Origin of the sequence: Lentimicrobium sp. S6 (assembly GCF_013166635.1) — a bacterium.
Lineage (GTDB): Bacteria > Bacteroidota > Bacteroidia > Bacteroidales > UBA12170 > UBA12170.
This window is the reverse complement of the sequence record NZ_JABKBZ010000039.1, coordinates 14107-33533: the sequence shown is the minus strand read 5'-3', so window position 1 is coordinate 33533 and position 19427 is coordinate 14107. Positions and strand designations below refer to the sequence as shown.

Below are 19427 nucleotides of genomic sequence, written 5' to 3'. Positions count from 1 at the left end.
ATGGTTTAATTAACCTTCAGATCTCAAGACTATGAAAAACAATATTTTAATCATTAATATAGCAGTGTTATTGCTTTTCTTTTCTTCATGCACAAAAAAATTAGAAGAAGTGGAACAGCCTATAAATACTGATAAGCCAATATTAAATTTGGATATCCCACAAGATTTTAGTTTTGAGACTAAGAAGGATGTAAGGGTATCGTTCAATGATTTTAAAATAACAAAAGCAGGAGTAAATAAATACAGCATCTATCTTTATACCGATGAAGTGGTATTTGAGGAGGTCAGCTATGAAAATGAAGGTGGAGAAATGGTAACAGAAATGTTGGAGATTACCGATGAGCTGAATAATGTAGTTACTACTGTCATGAGTGAAACAGGTCAGTTTGAAATCGATATTACAATTCCATCTTACTATGAATATCTTTATATAGTTAAAAATGATTTAGGCTATTATACCAGTGAAATAGTCCCAATAATTAATAATAAAGCTGTTTATGCCAGTACAGCCATGAAATCTACTAATGAAGATCCTGTGGATGTAATTTATGGTGTTAATGCTCAAGCTGATTTATTTACTTTAAACCCTGTTACTGGTGATTTTGTGGTGATAGGACAGTTACCTTCGAGCTCAGGAGGGAGTGTTACTTGTGCTATAGATCCCGTGAGTAGAGTTTTATATACAATAGGAAGCTCCTCAAGAAAGCTATATGCTTATGATATTGATAATGAATCTTGGGAAGAGAGAGGCTATACCGGACTTAGTGGCCCAAGATTAGAATATAGAAAAGAAGACGGACTGTTGTATTTTTCCACCTCTAATAGAGTGCAAACGGTTGACCCTTCAAATGGAAATGTCATTTCAACTTTTTATGTAAATGGTTTACATAATTCAGGTTGGGGAGATGTGGCATTTGATGCAGATGGGGTTCTATTTATGTCTACCTATTCTGGACTTTACAGGTGTGATCCTGCTGGTGGTAATACTTATGATGCCGTTAGAATTAGTGCGGAGAATTTACCATTTAATCCTACTTCAATGACTTTTGATTCAAATGGTGAGCTCTGGATTGGTTCTATAAGTAATGGAAAAGGAAGAGTAGTGGTTATGGATCAAATTACTGGAGGTTGGGAGTGGCGATATCAAGATTTAATAGTTGCCATTAATGATTTAACTTATTTACCTTTAGATGAAACTCAAGTGCAAGAAACGGATTCCGATGGGGATGGTATTATTGATTTTTATGATGAATATCCCAATGATGGCGATAAAGCCTATAATGTATATACACCATCTATTTACGGTTGGGGATCTTATGCTTTTGAAGACTTATGGCCTTATCAAGGTGATTATGATTTTAATGATTTAATCATCAATTATAGAGTTATCAATATCGCCAATAGTAACGATGAAATAGTGGAAACAGAATTTCACCTCCAAATTAAAAATGTAGGTGGTTCTTTTCATAATGGTTTTGGTATAGAACTAGGAATGGAGGAGTCTCTCATTGAAAGTTTTTCTACTTCATTATTAACAGAGGGAATAGTAACATTAAATGCTAAAGGATTAGAAGTTGGACAAGCTAAACCAGTTATTATTCCTTTTGATGATGCTTGGGACCAAGTTAACTCAGGTGAGATGGTATTTATCCTGAGCTACAATAATCCTATTCAACCTGAGCAGTTTGGTAATTTAAATCCATTTATCTTTATCAATGGTGAAAGAGGTAGAGAAGTCCATTTTGCAGATTTTCCTCCAACATCTCTTGTAAATACAGACTACTTTGGGACTGCAGATGATGATAGTAGCCCAAATACTAATCGATATTATAAAAACACAACAAATCTTCCTTGGGGTATAGATATCATCCATGATTTTATTTATTTGCAAGAAAAAGAAGCCATCATTAATGGCTATAATAAATTTGCCAATTGGGCTGAATCTGGTGGAATAGATTATCCCGATTGGTATAAAAACCAAGATGGTTATCGTAACGATCAGTATTTGGTATATTAAAGCATCCTTTTGAAGTAATTAATGTTAGTGAGGGTGTAGAAGTTTTCGATGCCCTTTTTTTATTAAAAGGAGATGAAACTTAATGGATCAACTGCAGTACCATCCATCCATAATTCAAAGTGTAAATGGGGGCCACTACTTTGTTCACCAGTATTTCCAATTATGGAAATTAAATCACCAGCTTTTACATATTCTCCTGTTTTCTTCAATAATGAGGAGTTATGTTTATAGACCGAAATAAGATTCCCGGAGTGTTGAATCATAATCACATAGCCTGTATTTAAGGTCCACTCTGCAAGTATGACCACGCCATTATCTATGGCTTTAATGGCATCGTTTCTTTTAGCTACAATATCTATTCCAAAATGAGAGTTATTGGCATCAAACTGATTGGTGATAACTCCTGATAAGGGTGCAAAGTATACTTTAGGTCCTTTAGAGAAATCTTCATTATAAACCTCCTCAGTTTCGTGGTAGTAAATGTTGTACCTTCCTAAGTTTTCTAATTCAGCTCTTAATAAACTATCTTCCTCTGAACGATAATTTTCGATATTATTTACATCAATAATGGCATTCAAATCATTTTGTGATTCCTCATCTATATCTTGACCATTCAAAATACGCCTAATGTTATTTAAATAAATCTGATTAGCGTGTAATTGATATTCTAAGGAATCCAAAGAAGATTCTAAATGATAAATTTCTTGTCGTAATCCTGGATCTGTATAGCCCGGGATATATTCTCGTAAACTCGTGAATGCCATTAAATAAATCATCATTCCTATCCAAAATAATGAAATCAGAAGAATGGTGAAGTATACATTAAGTCTTGATAATCTAAAACTTAACCTCTGTTCAAAGCTGTCTTCGTTAATTAACACCAATCGGTATTTATGTCGTAGCTTTGTGAACCTTTTCTTATTTTTTACCTTTTCTGACATTGGTGCAAAGATGAAAAAAAAATTGCTTAAAAATTGAAATAAACTTTAACTAGATGCGTAATGATATTTATTATATGTTTGGGTGATAGTTTTTTCATAAAAATAAAATATTTTTGCAAAAAAGAAGTTAGATTCATAGTGCCTATTAGGCTATTAATCTTTAACCATTGAAAATTACAAGTTTTTGAAACTACAACATATACAATTTTATCGTTTTTTGGTTCTCCTGGTGCTATTAAGTACAATTGTTTCAGGATGTTCTACCAAAAAGAATACATGGACTAGAAGGGCCTTCCATAATGTTTCAGCACATTATAATGGATGGTGGAATGGTAACGAAAGCCTTAAAGAAGGAGCTATTGAATTAGAGGAAAATTCAGAAGATAATTATAATAAGATACTTCCTGTCTATAATTATGGTGATGAAAGTATGGGCTCCAGTATGGCATCTTATAGCGATAGGGCTATAGAAAAAGGCTCCATGGTGGCTCAACGACACACCATGTGGTTTAAAAATAGGGAATATTGCAGTTGGGTTCCTGAAAGTTATTTCCTTATTGGAAAGGCATATTTCTTAAAACACGAATATCAAAGCGCGAGAATGACTTTCGATTTCATTATAAAAAAATATCATTATGATGAAATACAATATGAATCGATGCTTTGGTTGGCAAAAACTTTTGTGGAGATAGAGAACTATCAAAAGGCAGAAACTTATTTAGAACTTTTAAGTAGCAAAATCGGTCGTGAAGACATGGAAAGATATGTGACTCATGATGTAAATGCTGTTTATGCTGATTTATATATCAAGCAAGGATCTCCTGAGTTGGCCATCCCATTTTTAAAGGATGCCATTTTTGACATCCGTGAAAAGAATCTCAATACAAGAATGGTATTTATCTTGGCTCAAATATACCAAGACCAAGGCAATAAGCAAGAGGCTACAAACCTGTTTAAAAAAGTATTAAAAAAGAATACTGATTATAAAACAACATTCAATGCTAAAATCAATTTGGCGAAACTCTATGATTCTGAAACCTCGGACAGTCAAGATTTGGTGAAGAGTTTGAAGAAGATGTTGAAAGATTCTAAAAATATCAATTATTTGGATCAGGTATATTATGCATTGGCTGAAGTTGCTGTTATTGATGAAGAGTTTGGTCAAGCACTAGAATACCTGCGATTGTCTGTGGCTAAGTCAGTAGAGAATGAATTTCAAAAAGCAGTTTCTTCATTAACAGCAGCGGATTTATTTTATAAAAGAGAGAATTATCAAATGAGTGGTGCATATTATGATACCGCTATGATGTTTTTACCTGAGGATTATCCTAATTATAAAAGCGTTAAAAGACAAACGGCTATAATTAGTGATTTGGTCAACCATCTAACGGTGGTTCAAATAGAAGACTCCCTTCAGAAATTGGCGGCTATGCCACGACCGGAATTGAATGCATTAGTGGATTCTCTGATTGAAATTGTGGTAGAGGAAGAAGAAAGACAAAGGGAAGAAGAATTATTACGTCAGCAAGCCATAGCCATGGGTGCTCAAAACAGAAGTCGTAACGGACCTGGTGGTGGAGTTGCCGTAGGTGGAGGATGGTATTTTTATAATACTCAGGCTATGAGTATGGGGTACTCAGAGTTTCTTGCAAAATGGGGAAATAGAAAATTGGAGGATAATTGGCGCTTAAGCAATAAACAACAAACTAATTTTGAAATGGATGATGAGATGGATGAAGAGGTTATTGCAGATAGTTTGATGATTGCGGATTCAAATTACGTTGCTCCTAGTTCTAATCCTAAAGATAGAAATTATTACTTGCAGAATATTCCTTTAACTCCTGAGCAAATGGAAGCTTCTGATGAGAAAATAAGTGAAGCATTGTATAATGCAGGATTTATTTATAAAGAAAGTCTACAAAAATCTCCTGAAGCTATCTTGACCTTTTCTGATTTTCATTCTAGAAATATGGAAGAACATGAATTAAGCATTCAAGTATATTTTCAATTATATCTGCTTTATAAAGAGATTGGAAATCAAGAGAGAATGGAAGAATACCAAGCTATCATTATAGAAAGCTATCCAGAGAGTGATTATGCTAAATTAATTCTAAACCCAGAATATTTTAAAGAACTTCAGAAAAAACATAATTATTTAACTGATTTATACGAAAAAACATATAAAGCCTACGAAAAAGGCCAATATACCATGGTCGTTTATAATAGTGATCAAGCATTAGAAGTTCAAGAGGAACATGAGATTATTCCAAAATTCTTATATCTAAAAGCCATTTCTATGGCAAAAACTGATATTGTGGATTCCATGACGGTGAATTTAGAGAAACTTATAGAAAAATATCCAAATAGTGAAGTCAGACCTTTGGCTGAGAATATTTTGACAAATCTTGGTCTGTATGATCCTAATGCCTCTTTAAGCCCGGAGGAATTGGAAGCTCAAGAGCAAATGGATGCGGCCATGTCTATGTATGAAGTACGAATGGATATTCCTCATCATTTTGTTTTGATATTTAATAGTGCTCAAATGAATATGAATGCCATGAAGACTAGGATTTCTGATTATAATAAGAAATCACATTCTTTAGATAATTTAAATGTGAGTGGCCTTGTATTTGATGGAGAGTGGTATATGATTACCATATCTCAGTTTCCAAATGGTTTAGATGCTATGGTGTATTATAGAGATATTATTACTAGTTCTTATGTATTCCCTGATGCTAAACAAGACCAGTTTAAAAAGATGGTCATTTCTCTTGATAACTATCCAAAACTTTATCAGGATAAGGACGTTGAGAAATATCTAAAACTATTTGAAAAAGAATATATAAAATAGTAAATTCGCTTGATGAGATAATACCTTCTAAACGCAAACTGAAAACCCAATGGCAAAAAATAACGATTACGATACCAATTCAATAAACACAATTGGAGCAGGAACTATTGTGAAAGGTGACATCACCTCAGATGGTGACTTTAGAATAGTTGGAAAATTAATAGGAACCATACAATCGAAAGGCAAAGTTGTTATAGGAAAAAATGGTTCTGTTGAAGGAGATATCATTTGCAAAAATGCTGATGTTTCTGGTCATGTGAAAGGAAGTGTTAAGGTTGATGAGTTATTGAGCTTAGCCACTACTAGCAAAATGGAAGGAGATGTGGTGACCTCACGAATAGCAATAGAAGCAGGTGCTGTTTTCTCAGGGCAATGTCACATGAGTAATGCTAATGAAACAACAAAAGCAAAAAGATAAGTTTAATGCCTATGCCAGGTATTCCAATATGGCTTTTCAAATGATAGCCATTATTTTACTTGGAACTTTCGGTGGATTTAAGCTAGATGAGCTACTGGATTGGGGATTCCCAGTTTTTACAGTGGTTTTATCATTATTGTCAGTGATTTTAGCCATATATATTTCAGTCAAAGATTTATTAAAATAATAACATGAAAGATACATTTCAAAAGTTTATTAAAAACTTAGTTATATTCACCGTCATTATTGCTGCCCTTCAATTCTTGGCTAGCCTAAAGCTAGATCCAAAGTGGATAAGTAATTCATGGCCTTTTGTGATTCTATTCTTTCTCTCTTTTACCATCCTCATGCATCGCTATTTGTTGAAATCTACAGAAGGGAATCCAAAGAAATTTGTATTCGCATTTCTTATGATGACCACAATAAAGATACTCCTGTATCTTGGGGTTATATTGGTATATGTGCTTTTGAATAGAGCCGATGCCGTTGCATTTATTATTATATTCTTCATCAATTATTTCTTGTTTACAGGTTTTGAACTAACTATTATTATGAAAATGCTTAATAAGCCCAAATCATAAAGAATTATTAAAATTGTATTATCTCGATTATTTGATTAACTTTGTGATTAAATGATTAAACAAAAATAAATGATTTATATTACCCGCAGAGAAAGATTTAACGCCGCACACCGACTTTTCAGAGCCGATTATAACGATGAAAAAAACGCAGAAGTGTTTGGAAAATGTTCTAATCCTAAATGGCATGGTCATAATTATGAGCTATTTGTAACCATAAAGGGAAAAGTAAATCCAGAAACAGGTTTCTTGGTGAACTTAACGGAATTGAAAATGTTAATCAGAGAAAAGATTACAAATAAGCTAGATCATAAGAATTTAAATGAGGAGGTAGATTTTTTAAAAGGTAAGTTTACTTCTACCGAGGTGTTATGTATGTCTGTATGGGAAGAATTATCAGAGGAGGTTGGTAACTTAGGCGCACAATTACATAAAGTAAAGATTAAAGAAACAGAGAATAATTTTGTTGAGTATTTGGGTGAATAGTCAACAAGCATAAATAAAATTGAATATCATGTTAGATTACGAAAGAATAGATACTTGGCAGCCCGAAAAGCTAGAAAAATTACAGTTCCATTACCACGAAATACTAAAACTTATAGGAGAAGATCCTGAAAGAGAGGGATTGTTAGAAACCCCGAGAAGAGTTGGGAAGTCTATGCAGTTTTTAACTCAAGGATATGATCAAAATCCGGAAGACATCCTCAAATCAGCTATGTTTAAAGAGGATTATAAAGAAATGGTGATTGTGAAGAATATCGAATTATATTCCATGTGTGAACATCATATGATTCCTTTTATTGGGAAAGCTCATGTGGCTTATATTCCTAATGGATATATAACAGGTTTAAGTAAAATTGCTCGTGTTGTTGAGGCTTTTGCTCGTCGACTCCAGGTGCAAGAAAGACTCACTACACAAATTAAAGATTGTCTTCAAGATACTTTGAATCCGCTAGGAGTAGCAGTGGTTATTGAGGCAAAACACCTTTGTATGGCAATGAGAGGAGTGCAAAAACAAAATTCAGTTACTACAACTTCTGATTTTACTGGAGCTTTCCGTAAAAAAGAAACTAGAGAAGAATTTATTCACTTGATTAGTTCTAACCTGTCATAATGACAAGTATTCTGAATAATTGTTAAAGCCAATAAGGCTGGCATTATTTTTATGGATGGTTCGGTTACAATTCAAATTTAAAAACTATGATACAACAAAATAATGGCTATGGCCAAACTTACGATCAGAATATTGAATCTGCCACATTAGCAAAGACTTTTATGTCGCGTGTTTTTGCTTGGATGTTTATTGCGCTTGCTGCTACTGCTGCTACTGCTTATGTTTTTGCAGGTTCTCCATCATTAATGGGACTAATGGTTAACGAAACCGGAGGAATGTCTATCCTTGGGTGGGTGGTTATGTTAGCTCCTCTAGGATTTGTATTTTATTTGAATTCCCGATTTCAAAGGATGTCACGAAATTCAATGATATTATTATTCCTTGTTTTTAGTGTATTGATGGGAATGAGTTTGAGCTTTGTACTTCTAATTTATACTTCAGCATCGGTGTTTTCTACTTTTATTGTGACAAGCGGAACCTTTGGTTTGATGGCTTTGGTTGGATACACAACAAAGACTGATTTGACTAAATTTGGTTCCATCTTAATGATGGGATTGGTGGGGATTATATTAGCAAGTATCGTGAACTTCTTCATGCAAAGTGGAACTATGGAATATATTATTTCTATATTAGGAGTATTGATATTTACTGGTTTAACAGCTTATGATGTGCAGAAACTGAAGAATATTGGTTTGGCCATTGGTCCTAATCGTGGTGCTGATTCTGATAAGCTTGCCATTATGGGAGCATTAACTTTATACCTAGATTTCATTAACTTGTTCCTTTTCCTATTACGCTTTTTAGGTGATAGAAAACAATAAGATAATCACAAAGAACTAGTAGTTAGTATCTTGGCACTTGTTTTGGGTTTGAAAAATATTTTATATCATTGCACGGGCAAATTTGCCCGTTTTTTATGGGCAATAATTGCTCTTGAAATAGAAATAATTGAAAATTATATATTTATGAAAGCTTACGTTTTTCCGGGCCAAGGTGCTCAATTTGTTGGAATGGGTAAAGAACTATACGATAATTCAGAGAGTGCTAAGGCACTATTTGAACAAGCCAACGAAATTTTAGGTTTCCGTATTACTGATTTAATGTTCGAAGGAACTGATGAGGATTTAAGACAAACTAGAGTGACTCAGCCAGCTATTTTCTTACATAGTGTGATTTTGGCTAATGAGTTAGGAGAAGACTTTAAAGCAGATATGGTTGCGGGTCATAGCTTAGGCGAATTTAGTGCGTTAGTGGCTAATAAAACCTTAAGCTTTGAGGATGGTTTAAAATTAGTTTATCAACGTGCTTTAGCCATGCAAGAAGCTTGCGAAATAGAACCAAGTACTATGGCGGCGATTATCGGATTAGACGATGATGCAGTAGCTAAGGTATGTGAAGAGCTTGACGAGATTGTTGTTCCAGCTAATTTTAATTGCCCAGGTCAATTGGTGATTTCTGGTAGCATGAAAGGAATTGAGTTGGCTTGTGAGAAGATGAAAGAAGCCGGAGCAAAACGAGCATTGCCTTTAAAAGTAGGTGGTGCTTTCCACTCGCCATTTATGGAGCCTGCTAGAGTGAAACTAGCAGAAGCTATTGAGAATACAACGTTTGCTTTAGGTACTTGTCCAATCTATCAAAATGTAAGTGGTGAAAAAGTAACCGATCCTGCTACCATTAAAGAAAATTTAGTGAAGCAATTAACAGGTCCTGTGCGTTGGACACAAATCATGACCAATATGGTTGCTGATGGTTTAAGCCATGTGACTGAAGTAGGCCCAGGAACTGTTTTGCAAGGTTTATTCAAGAAAGTGGATAGAAAACTTCCTAGCGAATCTGCAAAAATGGAATACTAAGATTTATAAAGTCTATATACAAAAAGCACCATTTCAATCGAAATGGTGCTTTTCTTATTTTAAGCTTGATTTGAGTGCTAGTACTAAAAGTACATGTCAGCTAGCGTCTTCTCGTTCACCTTTTTTATGCTTTCATTTCCAGTGCTTGAATACATTAAATCGATTTGAGTTTGATAAGCCTCCTCTATTTTGTGTCGGACCATTTTTAAGGTTGAATTCACTTGCTTATTATCTTCACTAAATGCTTCCTGAGCAATATAAAATAAGGAAGGCATCCATTTACTTGGGAATTTCACTTTATAAACAGGGTCGTTTTTAAAATGCTTAATTTCTTGATGGATAGCTTCCAATAATTCAGATGCCGATGTGATCTGCTGCTCTTTGATTAATTTCTTTATTTTTAGTTCTTCAAGTGTAATAATAGAGGTCGTTAACCTCTTCTGATTATTATAAAGCATGGCTTGTTGAATAAGTGGAGCATGAAATACCAGTCCTTCTTCAATTTCTTCGGGTGAATATTTTTCTCCATCTTCAGCAATTAATAAAGCTTTTTCTCGGCCGGTTACCACCAAAAATCCGTTTTTATCCATATAGCCTAAATCTCCAGTCCACAAACACCCATTTTTTATATACTCCTCACTAGCTTCTGTATTTTTGAAGTATCCTTTCATCACATTATCACCAGAAATAACAATCTCGCCTTTTTCTTCGGTTTTGCATTCCTCTCCATTTTCATTCATAATCTTACATTTAATGGAAGGTAAAACCATTCCTGACGTACCTAGTTTATGAATAAATGGGGTGTTTGAAGAAATGATAGGTGTAGCTTCAGTTAAGCCATATCCTTGATAAATAGGGAAGCCGATGGTATAGAAAAATTGTTGCTGTTTGATATCGAGGAGTGCTCCTCCTCCAACCATATATTGTAAATTCCCTCCAAATACTTTACTTAATTTGGAGAATATAAGCGATTTAGCCAGAAAATAGGTAGGCCAGTTTTTTATAAGACTAAGCCAACTTGCTTTTTGAAATCCATCACCATGAATTTCATATCCAGCTTTAAGTCCGGCGTGAAACAATTTCTCAACGAACCCGCCTTTATCACTGATACCATCAATAATTTTTTTCATTAAATTACCAGATAGGGCAGGAACGGTGAGTAAAAAATTAGGTTTTACTTCATTTAGATTGATGGGGATGTTTTTTATCGCATTAACAGAGCCGCCTCTGGCATCCAGAAAATATAGTGACATTCCGCTGAATAGGGCTCCGAAAATCGCTACCGTATGTGCAAAACAATGATCGACGGGTAATATGATTAATGTTTTTAATTGATCATTAGCTTTGAAAACTTCAACTCCTTCAGCGCTATTGGCCATATAGTTTTTGTGGGTAAGCATAATACCCTTCGGATTGCCGGTGGTTCCAGAAGTGTAGGAAACGGTAACCACATCTTCGCTACTCAGGTTTTTTAATAGCTGGTCAATTATTGAAGCATTATTCAAGTAATCCTCTTTCCCTTTTTCAATTAAATCAAAATAGCTCCAAATATGATCTTTGGAGATATGTTGTTTTTCTGCTAATTGATAGGCGTATTCAATATCATGATCCAAATAAATCAGCTTGAAGTCCTTATTATCAATTTGATTCCAGATATTCAATACTTTAGCTAAGTTGTTTTTGGAAATAAAAATCCCTTTAGATTCTGAATGATTCAGTCTGAAAGGTAGTTCTTCATCCATTAGTTTTACGGATAGAGGTACCGAAGCCATCCCATTATAGAGGAGGGAAAATTCAGAAATAACCCAACGAGAACTGCCTTCAGACAAAATAGAAAAATGTTCTCCCTTTTTCAGCCCTTGGCTATGTAGCGAAAGGGCTAAATATCTAGATTGTAGCTTGACATCGGAAAATGATAAAGGCAGCCAACCCGAATCTTCTTTATCAGCAAGATAGGTTTTTGATTCAAAGTGTTCTGCGGCATATTCCAGTTGTGATACAATAGTATGGATACTTGTAGACTTTTTTTTCATTTTATGATAGTAGGTGTAGAAATCTGAGGATTATCTCCATAGATATTTATAATTCAAGTTTATAGTTTTTTAACCACCCCGCCTTTGAGTTCGTATTTCTCATTACTTTCAGGGCAGAAAGCATAGCCATCCATATCGAATTTAAGCTTATGGCCAAATTCACTCATCCAACCCAGATGACGAGCGGGATTTCCAACTACTAATGCATAAGCAGGAACAGTTTTTGTCACCACTGCACCGGCACCAATAAATGCAAACTCCCCAATATCGTGTCCACAAACGATAGTCGCATTAGCTCCAATACTGGCTCCTTTTTTCACAATGGTCTTGGAATACTCTCCTCTGCGATTTACAGCACTTCTAGGATTGGTCACATTGGTAAAAACCATGCTAGGACCTAGAAATACATCATCCTCGCAAATTACTCCAGTATATATAGATACATTATTCTGTATTTTTACATTCTTCCCAAGGATTACCTCAGGGGAAATCACCACATTTTGGCCAATATTACAATTTTCTCCAATCTCACAATTACTCATAATATGGCTGAAATGCCAAATTTTAACTCCTTCTGATATTTTGCAGCCTTCATCAATCACTGCAGTCTCGTGGGCAAAATATTCTTTACTCATATATGTCTTTTTATTTGTTTCTTGTTTTTAAATTAGCTCTTTACTATTAACTCATCAGTTTTGCCCCGACCCTAAAGGGAGCCTGATGAGCTTTTTCTTCACAATGAATATTTAGTTTTGACTGTAAACTATTAATTGTTTAACTCCTCCATTGAACACTTCGACAGGCCTGTCTAGCTGCGTAGCCAGATAAAATCAGTGTCCTTTATCTATTTAAACTTTTAATTATTCACATTTAACTATTCACTCTTAACTGTTAGTTGTTAACTATTATCTCTTAACCTCTTAGGCAAACTCCCCCAAACTAAATCATAACTATGGTCAATTAATTCTTTCAATAAATCCACCGAAAGCAAACCTTCTGTATTTATTGTGTTCCAATGTTTTTTGTTCATATGATAGCCAGGAATGATTTCTGAATGCATTTCTCTGAGGTGAACTGCTCTTTCTGGCTCACATTTTAAATTGATGCTATGTCCTTTTGTTAAGTTGGCCAAGGCATACATTTTACCATGAACCTTAAACACCAAAGTATCTTCTCCAAATGGAAAACCTTCGGTTGTAAATGGTTTCGAAAGGCAATAGGCTCTTATTTCTTCAATATTCATTATGCTTAATTTCGATTACGAAAATAGGAAAATATTAATAGATTTCAGTGTAATCATTTTAAGAGTTTCTAATTATTGTGTTTTTGAAGAAAATAGACAATGTCATCATGTCATATCTTCCTGACAAAACATACCTCCTTATCAATTGGCATAAAATTCGATAAGCACAAACTATCAATTTTAAAATATTTAAAACATGAAAATACAACCTTTAGGAGAACGAGTTTTAATTGAGCCATTAGCGGCAGAAACAAAAACAGCAAGTGGAATTATTATTCCAGATACAGCAAAAGAAAAACCATCGAGAGGAAAAGTGATGGCTACAGGTAAAACTGAAGAGGGAAAAGACCTTTTAGTAAAAGTTGGTGACACTGTACTTTATGGCAAATTTGCTGGTACTGAAGTAGAACTTGAAGGAAGCAATTACCTTATCATGGAGCAGTCAGAAATTCTGGCTATCATTTAATTCATTGATTATAACAAAAATAAAAATATAGAAAAATGGCAAAAGACATTATATTCGATTACGAAGCAAGAGAAGCTTTAAAGAAAGGTGTAGATGCATTAGCTAATGCAGTTAAAGTAACACTTGGACCAAAAGGTAGAAATGTAATTATTGACAAATCATTTGGTGGACCAGCCATTACTAAAGATGGGGTTACAGTAGCTAGAGAAATCGAGTTGACTGACACTGTTGAGAATATGGGTGCACAAATGGTGAAAGAAGTAGCTTCTAAAACCAACGATTTAGCTGGTGATGGTACAACTACTGCTACTGTTCTCGCTCAAGCAATTGTAACTACAGGATTAAAGAATGTTACCGCTGGTGCCAATCCAATGGATCTAAAAAGAGGTATTGACAAAGCGGTTGCTGCTGTTGTTGCTGATATCAAATCACAAGCTATTGCTGTAGGTGATAGTAATGAGAAAATAGAGCAAGTGGCTACTATTTCTGCTAATAACGATAAAGCTATTGGTGGAATGATTGCTGCAGCTATGGCTAAAGTAAAAAAAGAAGGTGTAATCACTATTGAAGAAGCCAAAGGTTTCGAAACTAGTGTTGATGTGGTTGAAGGTATGCAGTTCGATAGAGGATATATTTCTCCTTATTTCGTTACTAATACTGAGAAAATGGAAGCTGTTTATGAGAATCCATTCATCTTAATCTACGACAAGAAAGTAAGCAATATGAAAGATTTGCTTCCTATTCTAGAAAAAGCCGCTCAAACTGGAAAAGCATTAATCATTATTGCTGAAGATGTAGAAAGCGAAGCATTAGCTACTTTAGTAGTGAATAGATTAAGAGGTTCATTGAAAATTGCTGCTGTTAAAGCTCCAGGTTTTGGTGACCGTAGAAAAGAAATGTTAGAAGACATTGCTATCTTAACTGGAGCTACCGTTATTTCTGAAGAAAAAGGATATAAATTAGAGGATGCTACTTTAGAGAATCTAGGAACTGCTGATAAAATCGTTATCGACAAAGACAATACAACTATTGTAAGCGGTAAAGGTGAAGTAGCTCTAATAGAATCACGAGTAAATCAGATTAAAGCTCAAATTGAGTCTACAACTTCTGATTACGACAAAGAAAAGCTTCAAGAGCGTTTAGCTAAATTAGCTGGTGGTGTTGCAGTGATCTACGTTGGAGCTGGTTCTGAAATGGAATTGAAAGAAAAGAAAGATCGTTTCGAAGATGCTTTAGCTGCTACTAGGGCAGCTATTGAAGAAGGAATTATCCCTGGCGGTGGAGTCGCTTTCATTAGAGCCATTTCTTGCCTCGACGATTTAGCAGCCGATAACGAAGATGAGTTAACTGGTATTAAAATAGTAAAACGTGCTATTGAAGAGCCATTACGTCAAATCGTTGCCAATGCTGGTTTAGAGTCTTCTGTTATTGTTAATGAAGTAAGAAACGGTAAAGGCGATTATGGTTTCAATGCCAGAACAGAAGTTTACGAAAACCTTTATGAGTCAGGTGTAATTGACCCAGCTAAAGTTACTCGTGTAGCACTTGAAAATGCTGCTTCTATCTCTAGCATGCTATTAACTACTGCTTGTGTGATTTCTGAGCACAAAGAAGAAGGTGGTGATGCTATGCCTCCAATGCCAGCTGGTGGTATGGGTGGAATGGGTGGCATGGGCGGAATGATGTAAGCCTATAAAATACTATATTCAAAAAGTCCTCTGGAAATTTCCAGAGGACTTTTTTGTTTTACAATAATGGCACGATGATGGCTATGGATTAAATAGAGTTTCACTTATAAAAAATAGGCTGTTGAAAAGTCCTCTGAATTCAGATGAACTCAAAAATGCTAATGTGTATTTTTGAAAATGGGAAATTTTAGTTTTCCATCAATTATTAATGCAAAAAAAAAGTTTATGAAAAAGAATTTAATCATCATTTTAGCCATTATAGCGCCATTTATTCTTAAGGCGCAAACTGATTTATCTACTCCAGATATTCCTTTGGATGAGGAGGGTCAGATTAGATACGTTGAGCTAGTACAAGAAGATGCGGATGCCAAAGATTTATTCAAACGTTGTGTAAAGTGGATCAATGAGGAATATAAGAATCCTACATCGGTGACTCCAACTCGCGATATGGTGAATAAAAAAATTGTTATCCGTCATAGATTTAATCTAACACAGGCCCTTGAAAGTGGAACGATCACAAATGCGGGTGAAGTGATGTACGACATGATTATTCGTTTTAAAGATGGACGATACCGTGCCGAGATGACCAATTTTGTTTTGAAGAAAACTTCAAAATTCCCCTGCGAGAATTGGTTACCAGAAGGAACAGCACCTAGCTCAGTTAACCTTCAACAATTAGATGCTTTTGCCAAAGAAAAGCTAGAAAGTCTAAAAGAAGGTATGAAGCCACCAAAAGTATATGAGGAAGAGAAATGGTAGAATTTTCTTATTAAGATATTTGAAAACCACTTTACATTCAGTAGAGTGGTTTTCTTTTTTTGAATTCCTTGAAGAATTAAGAATCTCTTATCAAAAGACCATACTTGCCACTCCACCACAATTCCATATATTTGCAGCTAATCTAATGCTATGGAATCCCGGAAAAAAGACCATATTAATTTGGCTTATCAAGCTCAGATGTTCGAGCAAGAAGTCTCAGAATTATTTAACTATGAACCCATGTTGGTCTCTAATCAATTGGAGGAATTGAAGAAGACGAAGTTTTTGGCTAAAGAATTGAGTTTGCCACTTTGGGTAAGTAGCATGACAGGTGGAACCAAAGAAGCCCAAGATATTAATAGAAATCTCGCTCAGGCTTGTCGAGAGTTTGGAATGGGAATGGGCTTGGGCTCTTGCCGTCCATTATTACAATCCAAGGAACGTTTTGAGGATTTTAATGTGAGAGACATCATGGGAAATGATTTACCATTGATGGCCAATTTAGGAATTGCACAAGTGGAGGACTTGTTGGACATTAAGGCAGTTGACAAGATCATCGAATTGGTCACTGAACTCAGAGCAGATGGACTCATGCTTCACGTCAATCCACTTCAAGAACTCATGCAGCCAGAGGGTGATATTTATAAAAGGCCTCCTCTAGAAACTATCCAAGAATTATTAGAGTTGATTGATTTCCCGATTTTTGTAAAAGAAGTTGGACAAGGAATGGGCCCTAAAAGTTTAGATGCGCTGCTGGAAACTGATATTGCAGGAATAGAATTTGGAGCCTTGGGAGGAACCAATTTTAGCTTAATTGAGTTGATGCGTTCCGATGAGATGGTGATGGAACAGATGAGTGGTTTTGCATCTGTGGGACATAGTGCTGCCGATATGGTGGGTTTTTTAAATGAACTTCCCATGAATATGGTGCAACAAAAAGAATTGATCGTCAGCGGAGGAATGAATCCATTGAGGGGCTATTACATGCTTCAGCAATTATCTGCACCTGCTATTATTGGCATGGCATTTCAGTTTTTAAAATATGCTCGTGAAGATTATTCCGAGTTAAAAAAATATGTAACTTTAGTGAAGAGAAGTCTTCAAATAGCGGAGAAGTTTTTACACAAACTATAATTATGCTTGAAAAAGAAATCATCAAAGGATTTTCGAAACTAGATAAAGAACAAAAAGTTAAAAAGGTAGCTGCCTATTTCCCCAATCCAAAAGAAGTAGAAAAAGAACTCAAATCTTTTTGGCATGCCGAAATTGCTAAACAAAAGCTTTTCGAAGAATTTTCTGAGAATACCATTTCCAACTTTTTCTTTCCTTATGGAATTGCACCCAATGTGATCATCAATGGGAAAAACTATATGATTCCTATGGTGATTGAAGAAAGCTCGGTGGTAGCAGCCGCAAGTAATAGCGCTAAATTCTGGTCAACAAGAGGAGGTTTTCATACCCAGATTATTAATCAAACAAAAATAGGTCAAGTTCATTTTACTTGGGCTGGTGATTTTGAAAAATTAAATGCATTCTTCCCAGTTTTAAAAAAGCATTTCTTTCAAGGAACTGATGGAATCACCAAAAACATGAGGGAAAGAGGCGGAGGAATCCTCGATATTGAATTGGTGGACATGCGAACTGAAATTGATGATTATTATCAGCTCAAAGCCAGTTTTAATACAGTAGATTCCATGGGTGCCAATTTTATTAACTCTTGTTTAGAGGAATTTGCTGAGATTTTAAAAGAAAAAGTAAGTGAGAACAAAGAGTTGAACGAGTATCCCATACAAGTCATCATGTCAATTCTGAGTAATTACACCCCAGATTGCTTGGTGGAAGCTTGGGTGGAATGTGATATTAAAGACTTAGAGGGAGTGGACCCCGATATTTCAGCGGAGGATTTTGCTTGGAAGTTTGAAAAAGCGGTACAAGTTGCTACTGTGGATACTTATCGTGCCACTACCCATAATAAAGGAATCTTCAACGGAATAGATGCTGTGGTATTAGCCACGGGGAACGATTTTAGAGCTGTTGAAGCTTGTGGGCATACCTATGCTGCCCGCGATGGAAAATACCGTAGTTTGACTTCTATTGAGATAAAGGAGGGGCGTTTTAAATATGTTTTGAGAGTTCCCATGGCCTTAGGAACCGTTGGAGGATTAACCAAATTGCATCCTTTAGCACGTTTTACTATGGAATTGCTTGGTGACCCTCATGCCGATGATTTAATGCAAATAGCTGCTGTGGCTGGATTAGCGAATAATTTTGGTGCGTTGAGATCTCTAACCACCAAGGGAATTCAAAAAGGTCATATGAAAATGCACTTATTAAATATTTTGAATAACTTTGGCGCCACTGAAACTGAAAAACAGACTGCTGTAGAATATTTTAAGACTCGTAAAGTTTCTTTTTCAGTAGTAGAAGATTTTATTAATGATATTCGACAATAATTTAAATAGAGGATTCATAACTTTAAGTACTCTAAATACTTGAAGTACTTTAAGTGCTAATATATGAACATAGCCGCATTTCATTCCAACGGAAAATTACTCATTACTGGGGAATACCTAGTTCTTGATGGTGCTTTGGCTATGGCTGTCCCTACAAAATATGGACAACGCCTCGAAGTGAGTTTGCATGAAGAGTTCAGTGGTATTCGTTGGGAAGCCAAAGTATTAAATAAAGGATGGCTTCAAGTAAACTTCGGGTCCAGACTATTTAATATCATCCACACCAACGATCAGAAGATGGCTTTACATTTGAAAAACATCCTCAAAAAAGCTTTCGATTTGGCAAGTATTTCTGTAGATAATCAGAAAGGCATTAAAATAAGAACCAATCTAGATTTTGATAAAAATTGGGGTTTGGGCTCTAGTTCTACTTTATTATCGAATATAGGTTATTGGCTCGATGTAAATCCTCATCAATTGGTGCGTCAAACCAGTAATGGTAGTGGGGTAGATGTGGCAACTGCTCGCAGTAATAGTCCTATATTCTATCAGTTGGTCAATGGAGAACCCAAGGTGACAACCATCGACTTTAATCCCTTATTTAAGAAGAATATATATTTTGTTCATTTGGGCAAGAAGCAGAATTCTTCCAATAGTGTAGCTTCTTATAAGCAAAAAGTAAAAGCTTCCAGTCAAAATATAGTGGAGGTAAGTCTATTAAGTGAGGTCATATCAAAAACAAAATCCCTCTTCGATTTTGATAAAGCATTGGCAGAGCATGAGAAAATTATTTCCAGTTTAATAGGGGAACCAAGAATAAAGGATACCTATTTCAACGATTTTGATGGAGAAATAAAATCTCTAGGTGCCTGGGGTGGAGATTTTGTATTGGCTACCTATTCTGGTGATGAGCAAGATTTAAAAAAATACTTCCGAAACAAAGGTCATCAAACCATATTGAGTTACGATGACATGGTCTTATAGAAACGATAAGGCATAAAAAAACCTGAAAT

At 35.2% G+C, this 19427-nt stretch carries 19 protein-coding genes; 15 read left to right on the top strand and 4 right to left on the bottom strand.

The genetic code is table 11. From position 1 onward, the window contains the following. The first annotated feature begins 31 nt into the window (after positions 1-31). Complete coding sequence (locus HNS40_RS13420) at positions 32-2017, top strand: LruC domain-containing protein (RefSeq protein WP_172281651.1); 1986 nt, start codon at positions 32-34, stop codon at positions 2015-2017. Positions 2018-2079: 62 nt separating this feature from the next. Here the strand turns inward: HNS40_RS13420 and HNS40_RS13415 are convergent, their stop codons facing one another. Next, a complete protein-coding gene (locus tag HNS40_RS13415) occupies positions 2080-2898 on the bottom strand; it encodes a M23 family metallopeptidase (protein ID WP_172281649.1) in 819 nt (272 codons plus the stop codon). Positions 2899-3142: 244 nt separating this feature from the next. Between HNS40_RS13415 and HNS40_RS13410 the strand changes: the two genes are divergently transcribed. The 8 genes from HNS40_RS13410 to fabD all read left to right on the top strand — a co-directional run bounded on the left by HNS40_RS13410 (position 3143) and on the right by fabD (position 9772). Next, positions 3143-5809, top strand: coding sequence for a lipopolysaccharide assembly protein LapB (locus HNS40_RS13410; protein ID WP_172281647.1), 2667 nt, complete (start codon positions 3143-3145; stop codon positions 5807-5809). A gap of 49 nt (positions 5810-5858) precedes the next feature. Next, on the top strand, positions 5859-6227 hold the full coding sequence (locus HNS40_RS13405; protein WP_172281645.1) for a polymer-forming cytoskeletal protein: 369 nt from the start codon (positions 5859-5861) through the stop codon (positions 6225-6227). Beyond that, entirely contained in the window at positions 6202-6414 is a 213-nt protein-coding gene (locus tag HNS40_RS13400) for an AtpZ/AtpI family protein (RefSeq protein ID WP_216663719.1), read from the top strand. Before HNS40_RS13405 ends, HNS40_RS13400 begins: the two co-directional genes overlap by 26 nt. Before the next feature lie 4 nt (positions 6415-6418). After that, entirely contained in the window at positions 6419-6808 is a 390-nt protein-coding gene (locus HNS40_RS13395) for a hypothetical protein (protein WP_172281641.1), read from the top strand. Positions 6809-6877: 69 nt separating this feature from the next. Next, entirely contained in the window at positions 6878-7291 is a 414-nt protein-coding gene (locus HNS40_RS13390) for a 6-carboxytetrahydropterin synthase (RefSeq protein ID WP_172281639.1), read from the top strand. Positions 7292-7319: 28 nt separating this feature from the next. Next, positions 7320-7919: a GTP cyclohydrolase I FolE gene (folE, locus tag HNS40_RS13385; protein WP_172281637.1), complete on the top strand. Its 600-nt coding sequence runs from the start codon at positions 7320-7322 to the stop codon at positions 7917-7919. An 86-nt stretch (positions 7920-8005) separates the two neighbouring features. Beyond that, complete coding sequence (locus tag HNS40_RS13380) at positions 8006-8740, top strand: Bax inhibitor-1/YccA family protein (RefSeq protein ID WP_172281635.1); 735 nt, start codon at positions 8006-8008, stop codon at positions 8738-8740. Positions 8741-8884: 144 nt separating this feature from the next. Continuing rightward, entirely contained in the window at positions 8885-9772 is an 888-nt protein-coding gene (gene fabD, locus HNS40_RS13375; protein WP_172281633.1) for an ACP S-malonyltransferase, read from the top strand. A gap of 83 nt (positions 9773-9855) precedes the next feature. Here the strand turns inward: fabD and HNS40_RS13370 are convergent, their stop codons facing one another. The 3 genes from HNS40_RS13370 to HNS40_RS13360 form a co-directional block, all read right to left on the bottom strand. Beyond that, positions 9856-11805: a long-chain fatty acid--CoA ligase gene (locus tag HNS40_RS13370; protein ID WP_172281631.1), complete on the bottom strand. Its 1950-nt coding sequence runs from the start codon at positions 11803-11805 to the stop codon at positions 9856-9858. Positions 11806-11864: 59 nt separating this feature from the next. After that, on the bottom strand, positions 11865-12440 hold the full coding sequence (locus HNS40_RS13365; RefSeq protein WP_172281629.1) for an acyltransferase: 576 nt from the start codon (positions 12438-12440) through the stop codon (positions 11865-11867). 263 nt (positions 12441-12703) lie between these two features. Further along, on the bottom strand, positions 12704-13048 hold the full coding sequence (locus HNS40_RS13360) for an MmcQ/YjbR family DNA-binding protein (RefSeq protein ID WP_172281627.1): 345 nt from the start codon (positions 13046-13048) through the stop codon (positions 12704-12706). Positions 13049-13244: 196 nt separating this feature from the next. Here HNS40_RS13360 and HNS40_RS13355 point away from each other — a divergent pair, with 196 nt between their 5' ends. The 6 genes from HNS40_RS13355 to HNS40_RS13330 all read left to right on the top strand — a co-directional run bounded on the left by HNS40_RS13355 (position 13245) and on the right by HNS40_RS13330 (position 19398). After that, on the top strand, positions 13245-13514 hold the full coding sequence (locus HNS40_RS13355) for a co-chaperone GroES (RefSeq protein WP_172281625.1): 270 nt from the start codon (positions 13245-13247) through the stop codon (positions 13512-13514). 35 nt (positions 13515-13549) lie between these two features. Beyond that, a complete protein-coding gene (gene groL, locus HNS40_RS13350) occupies positions 13550-15202 on the top strand; it encodes a chaperonin GroEL (protein ID WP_172281622.1) in 1653 nt (550 codons plus the stop codon). A 225-nt stretch (positions 15203-15427) separates the two neighbouring features. After that, positions 15428-15961 carry a DUF4468 domain-containing protein gene (locus HNS40_RS13345; protein WP_172281620.1) on the top strand — a complete coding sequence of 178 codons (534 nt, stop codon included), beginning with the start codon at positions 15428-15430 and terminating at the stop codon, positions 15959-15961. A gap of 150 nt (positions 15962-16111) precedes the next feature. After that, a complete protein-coding gene (locus tag HNS40_RS13340; protein WP_172281618.1) occupies positions 16112-17095 on the top strand; it encodes a type 2 isopentenyl-diphosphate Delta-isomerase in 984 nt (327 codons plus the stop codon). A gap of 2 nt (positions 17096-17097) precedes the next feature. Further along, a complete protein-coding gene (locus HNS40_RS13335) occupies positions 17098-18414 on the top strand; it encodes a hydroxymethylglutaryl-CoA reductase, degradative (protein ID WP_172281616.1) in 1317 nt (438 codons plus the stop codon). Between the two features lie 63 nt (positions 18415-18477). After that, a complete protein-coding gene (locus tag HNS40_RS13330; protein WP_172281614.1) occupies positions 18478-19398 on the top strand; it encodes a GYDIA family GHMP kinase in 921 nt (306 codons plus the stop codon). The last annotated feature ends 29 nt before the right edge of the window (positions 19399-19427 follow it).

Excerpts from the sequence above, each read along its gene's own strand:
- HNS40_RS13420 (WP_172281651.1), top strand. The coding sequence starts at position 32 with ATGAAAAACAATATTTTAATCATTAATATAGCAGTGTTATTGCTTTTC.
- HNS40_RS13405 (WP_172281645.1), top strand. The coding sequence starts at position 5,859 with ATGGCAAAAAATAACGATTACGATACCAATTCAATAAACACAATTGGA.
- HNS40_RS13400 (WP_216663719.1), top strand. The coding sequence starts at position 6,202 with ATGAAACAACAAAAGCAAAAAGATAAGTTTAATGCCTATGCCAGGTAT.
- HNS40_RS13395 (WP_172281641.1), top strand. The coding sequence starts at position 6,419 with ATGAAAGATACATTTCAAAAGTTTATTAAAAACTTAGTTATATTCACC.
- HNS40_RS13390 (WP_172281639.1), top strand. The coding sequence starts at position 6,878 with ATGATTTATATTACCCGCAGAGAAAGATTTAACGCCGCACACCGACTT.
- folE (WP_172281637.1), top strand. The coding sequence starts at position 7,320 with ATGTTAGATTACGAAAGAATAGATACTTGGCAGCCCGAAAAGCTAGAA.
- HNS40_RS13380 (WP_172281635.1), top strand. The coding sequence starts at position 8,006 with ATGATACAACAAAATAATGGCTATGGCCAAACTTACGATCAGAATATT.
- fabD (WP_172281633.1), top strand. The coding sequence starts at position 8,885 with ATGAAAGCTTACGTTTTTCCGGGCCAAGGTGCTCAATTTGTTGGAATG.
- HNS40_RS13370 (WP_172281631.1), bottom strand. The coding sequence starts at position 11,805 with ATGAAAAAAAAGTCTACAAGTATCCATACTATTGTATCACAACTGGAA.
- HNS40_RS13365 (WP_172281629.1), bottom strand. The coding sequence starts at position 12,440 with ATGAGTAAAGAATATTTTGCCCACGAGACTGCAGTGATTGATGAAGGC.
- HNS40_RS13360 (WP_172281627.1), bottom strand. The coding sequence starts at position 13,048 with ATGAATATTGAAGAAATAAGAGCCTATTGCCTTTCGAAACCATTTACA.
- HNS40_RS13355 (WP_172281625.1), top strand. The coding sequence starts at position 13,245 with ATGAAAATACAACCTTTAGGAGAACGAGTTTTAATTGAGCCATTAGCG.
- groL (WP_172281622.1), top strand. The coding sequence starts at position 13,550 with ATGGCAAAAGACATTATATTCGATTACGAAGCAAGAGAAGCTTTAAAG.
- HNS40_RS13345 (WP_172281620.1), top strand. The coding sequence starts at position 15,428 with ATGAAAAAGAATTTAATCATCATTTTAGCCATTATAGCGCCATTTATT.
- HNS40_RS13340 (WP_172281618.1), top strand. The coding sequence starts at position 16,112 with ATGGAATCCCGGAAAAAAGACCATATTAATTTGGCTTATCAAGCTCAG.
- HNS40_RS13335 (WP_172281616.1), top strand. The coding sequence starts at position 17,098 with ATGCTTGAAAAAGAAATCATCAAAGGATTTTCGAAACTAGATAAAGAA.
- HNS40_RS13330 (WP_172281614.1), top strand. The coding sequence starts at position 18,478 with ATGAACATAGCCGCATTTCATTCCAACGGAAAATTACTCATTACTGGG.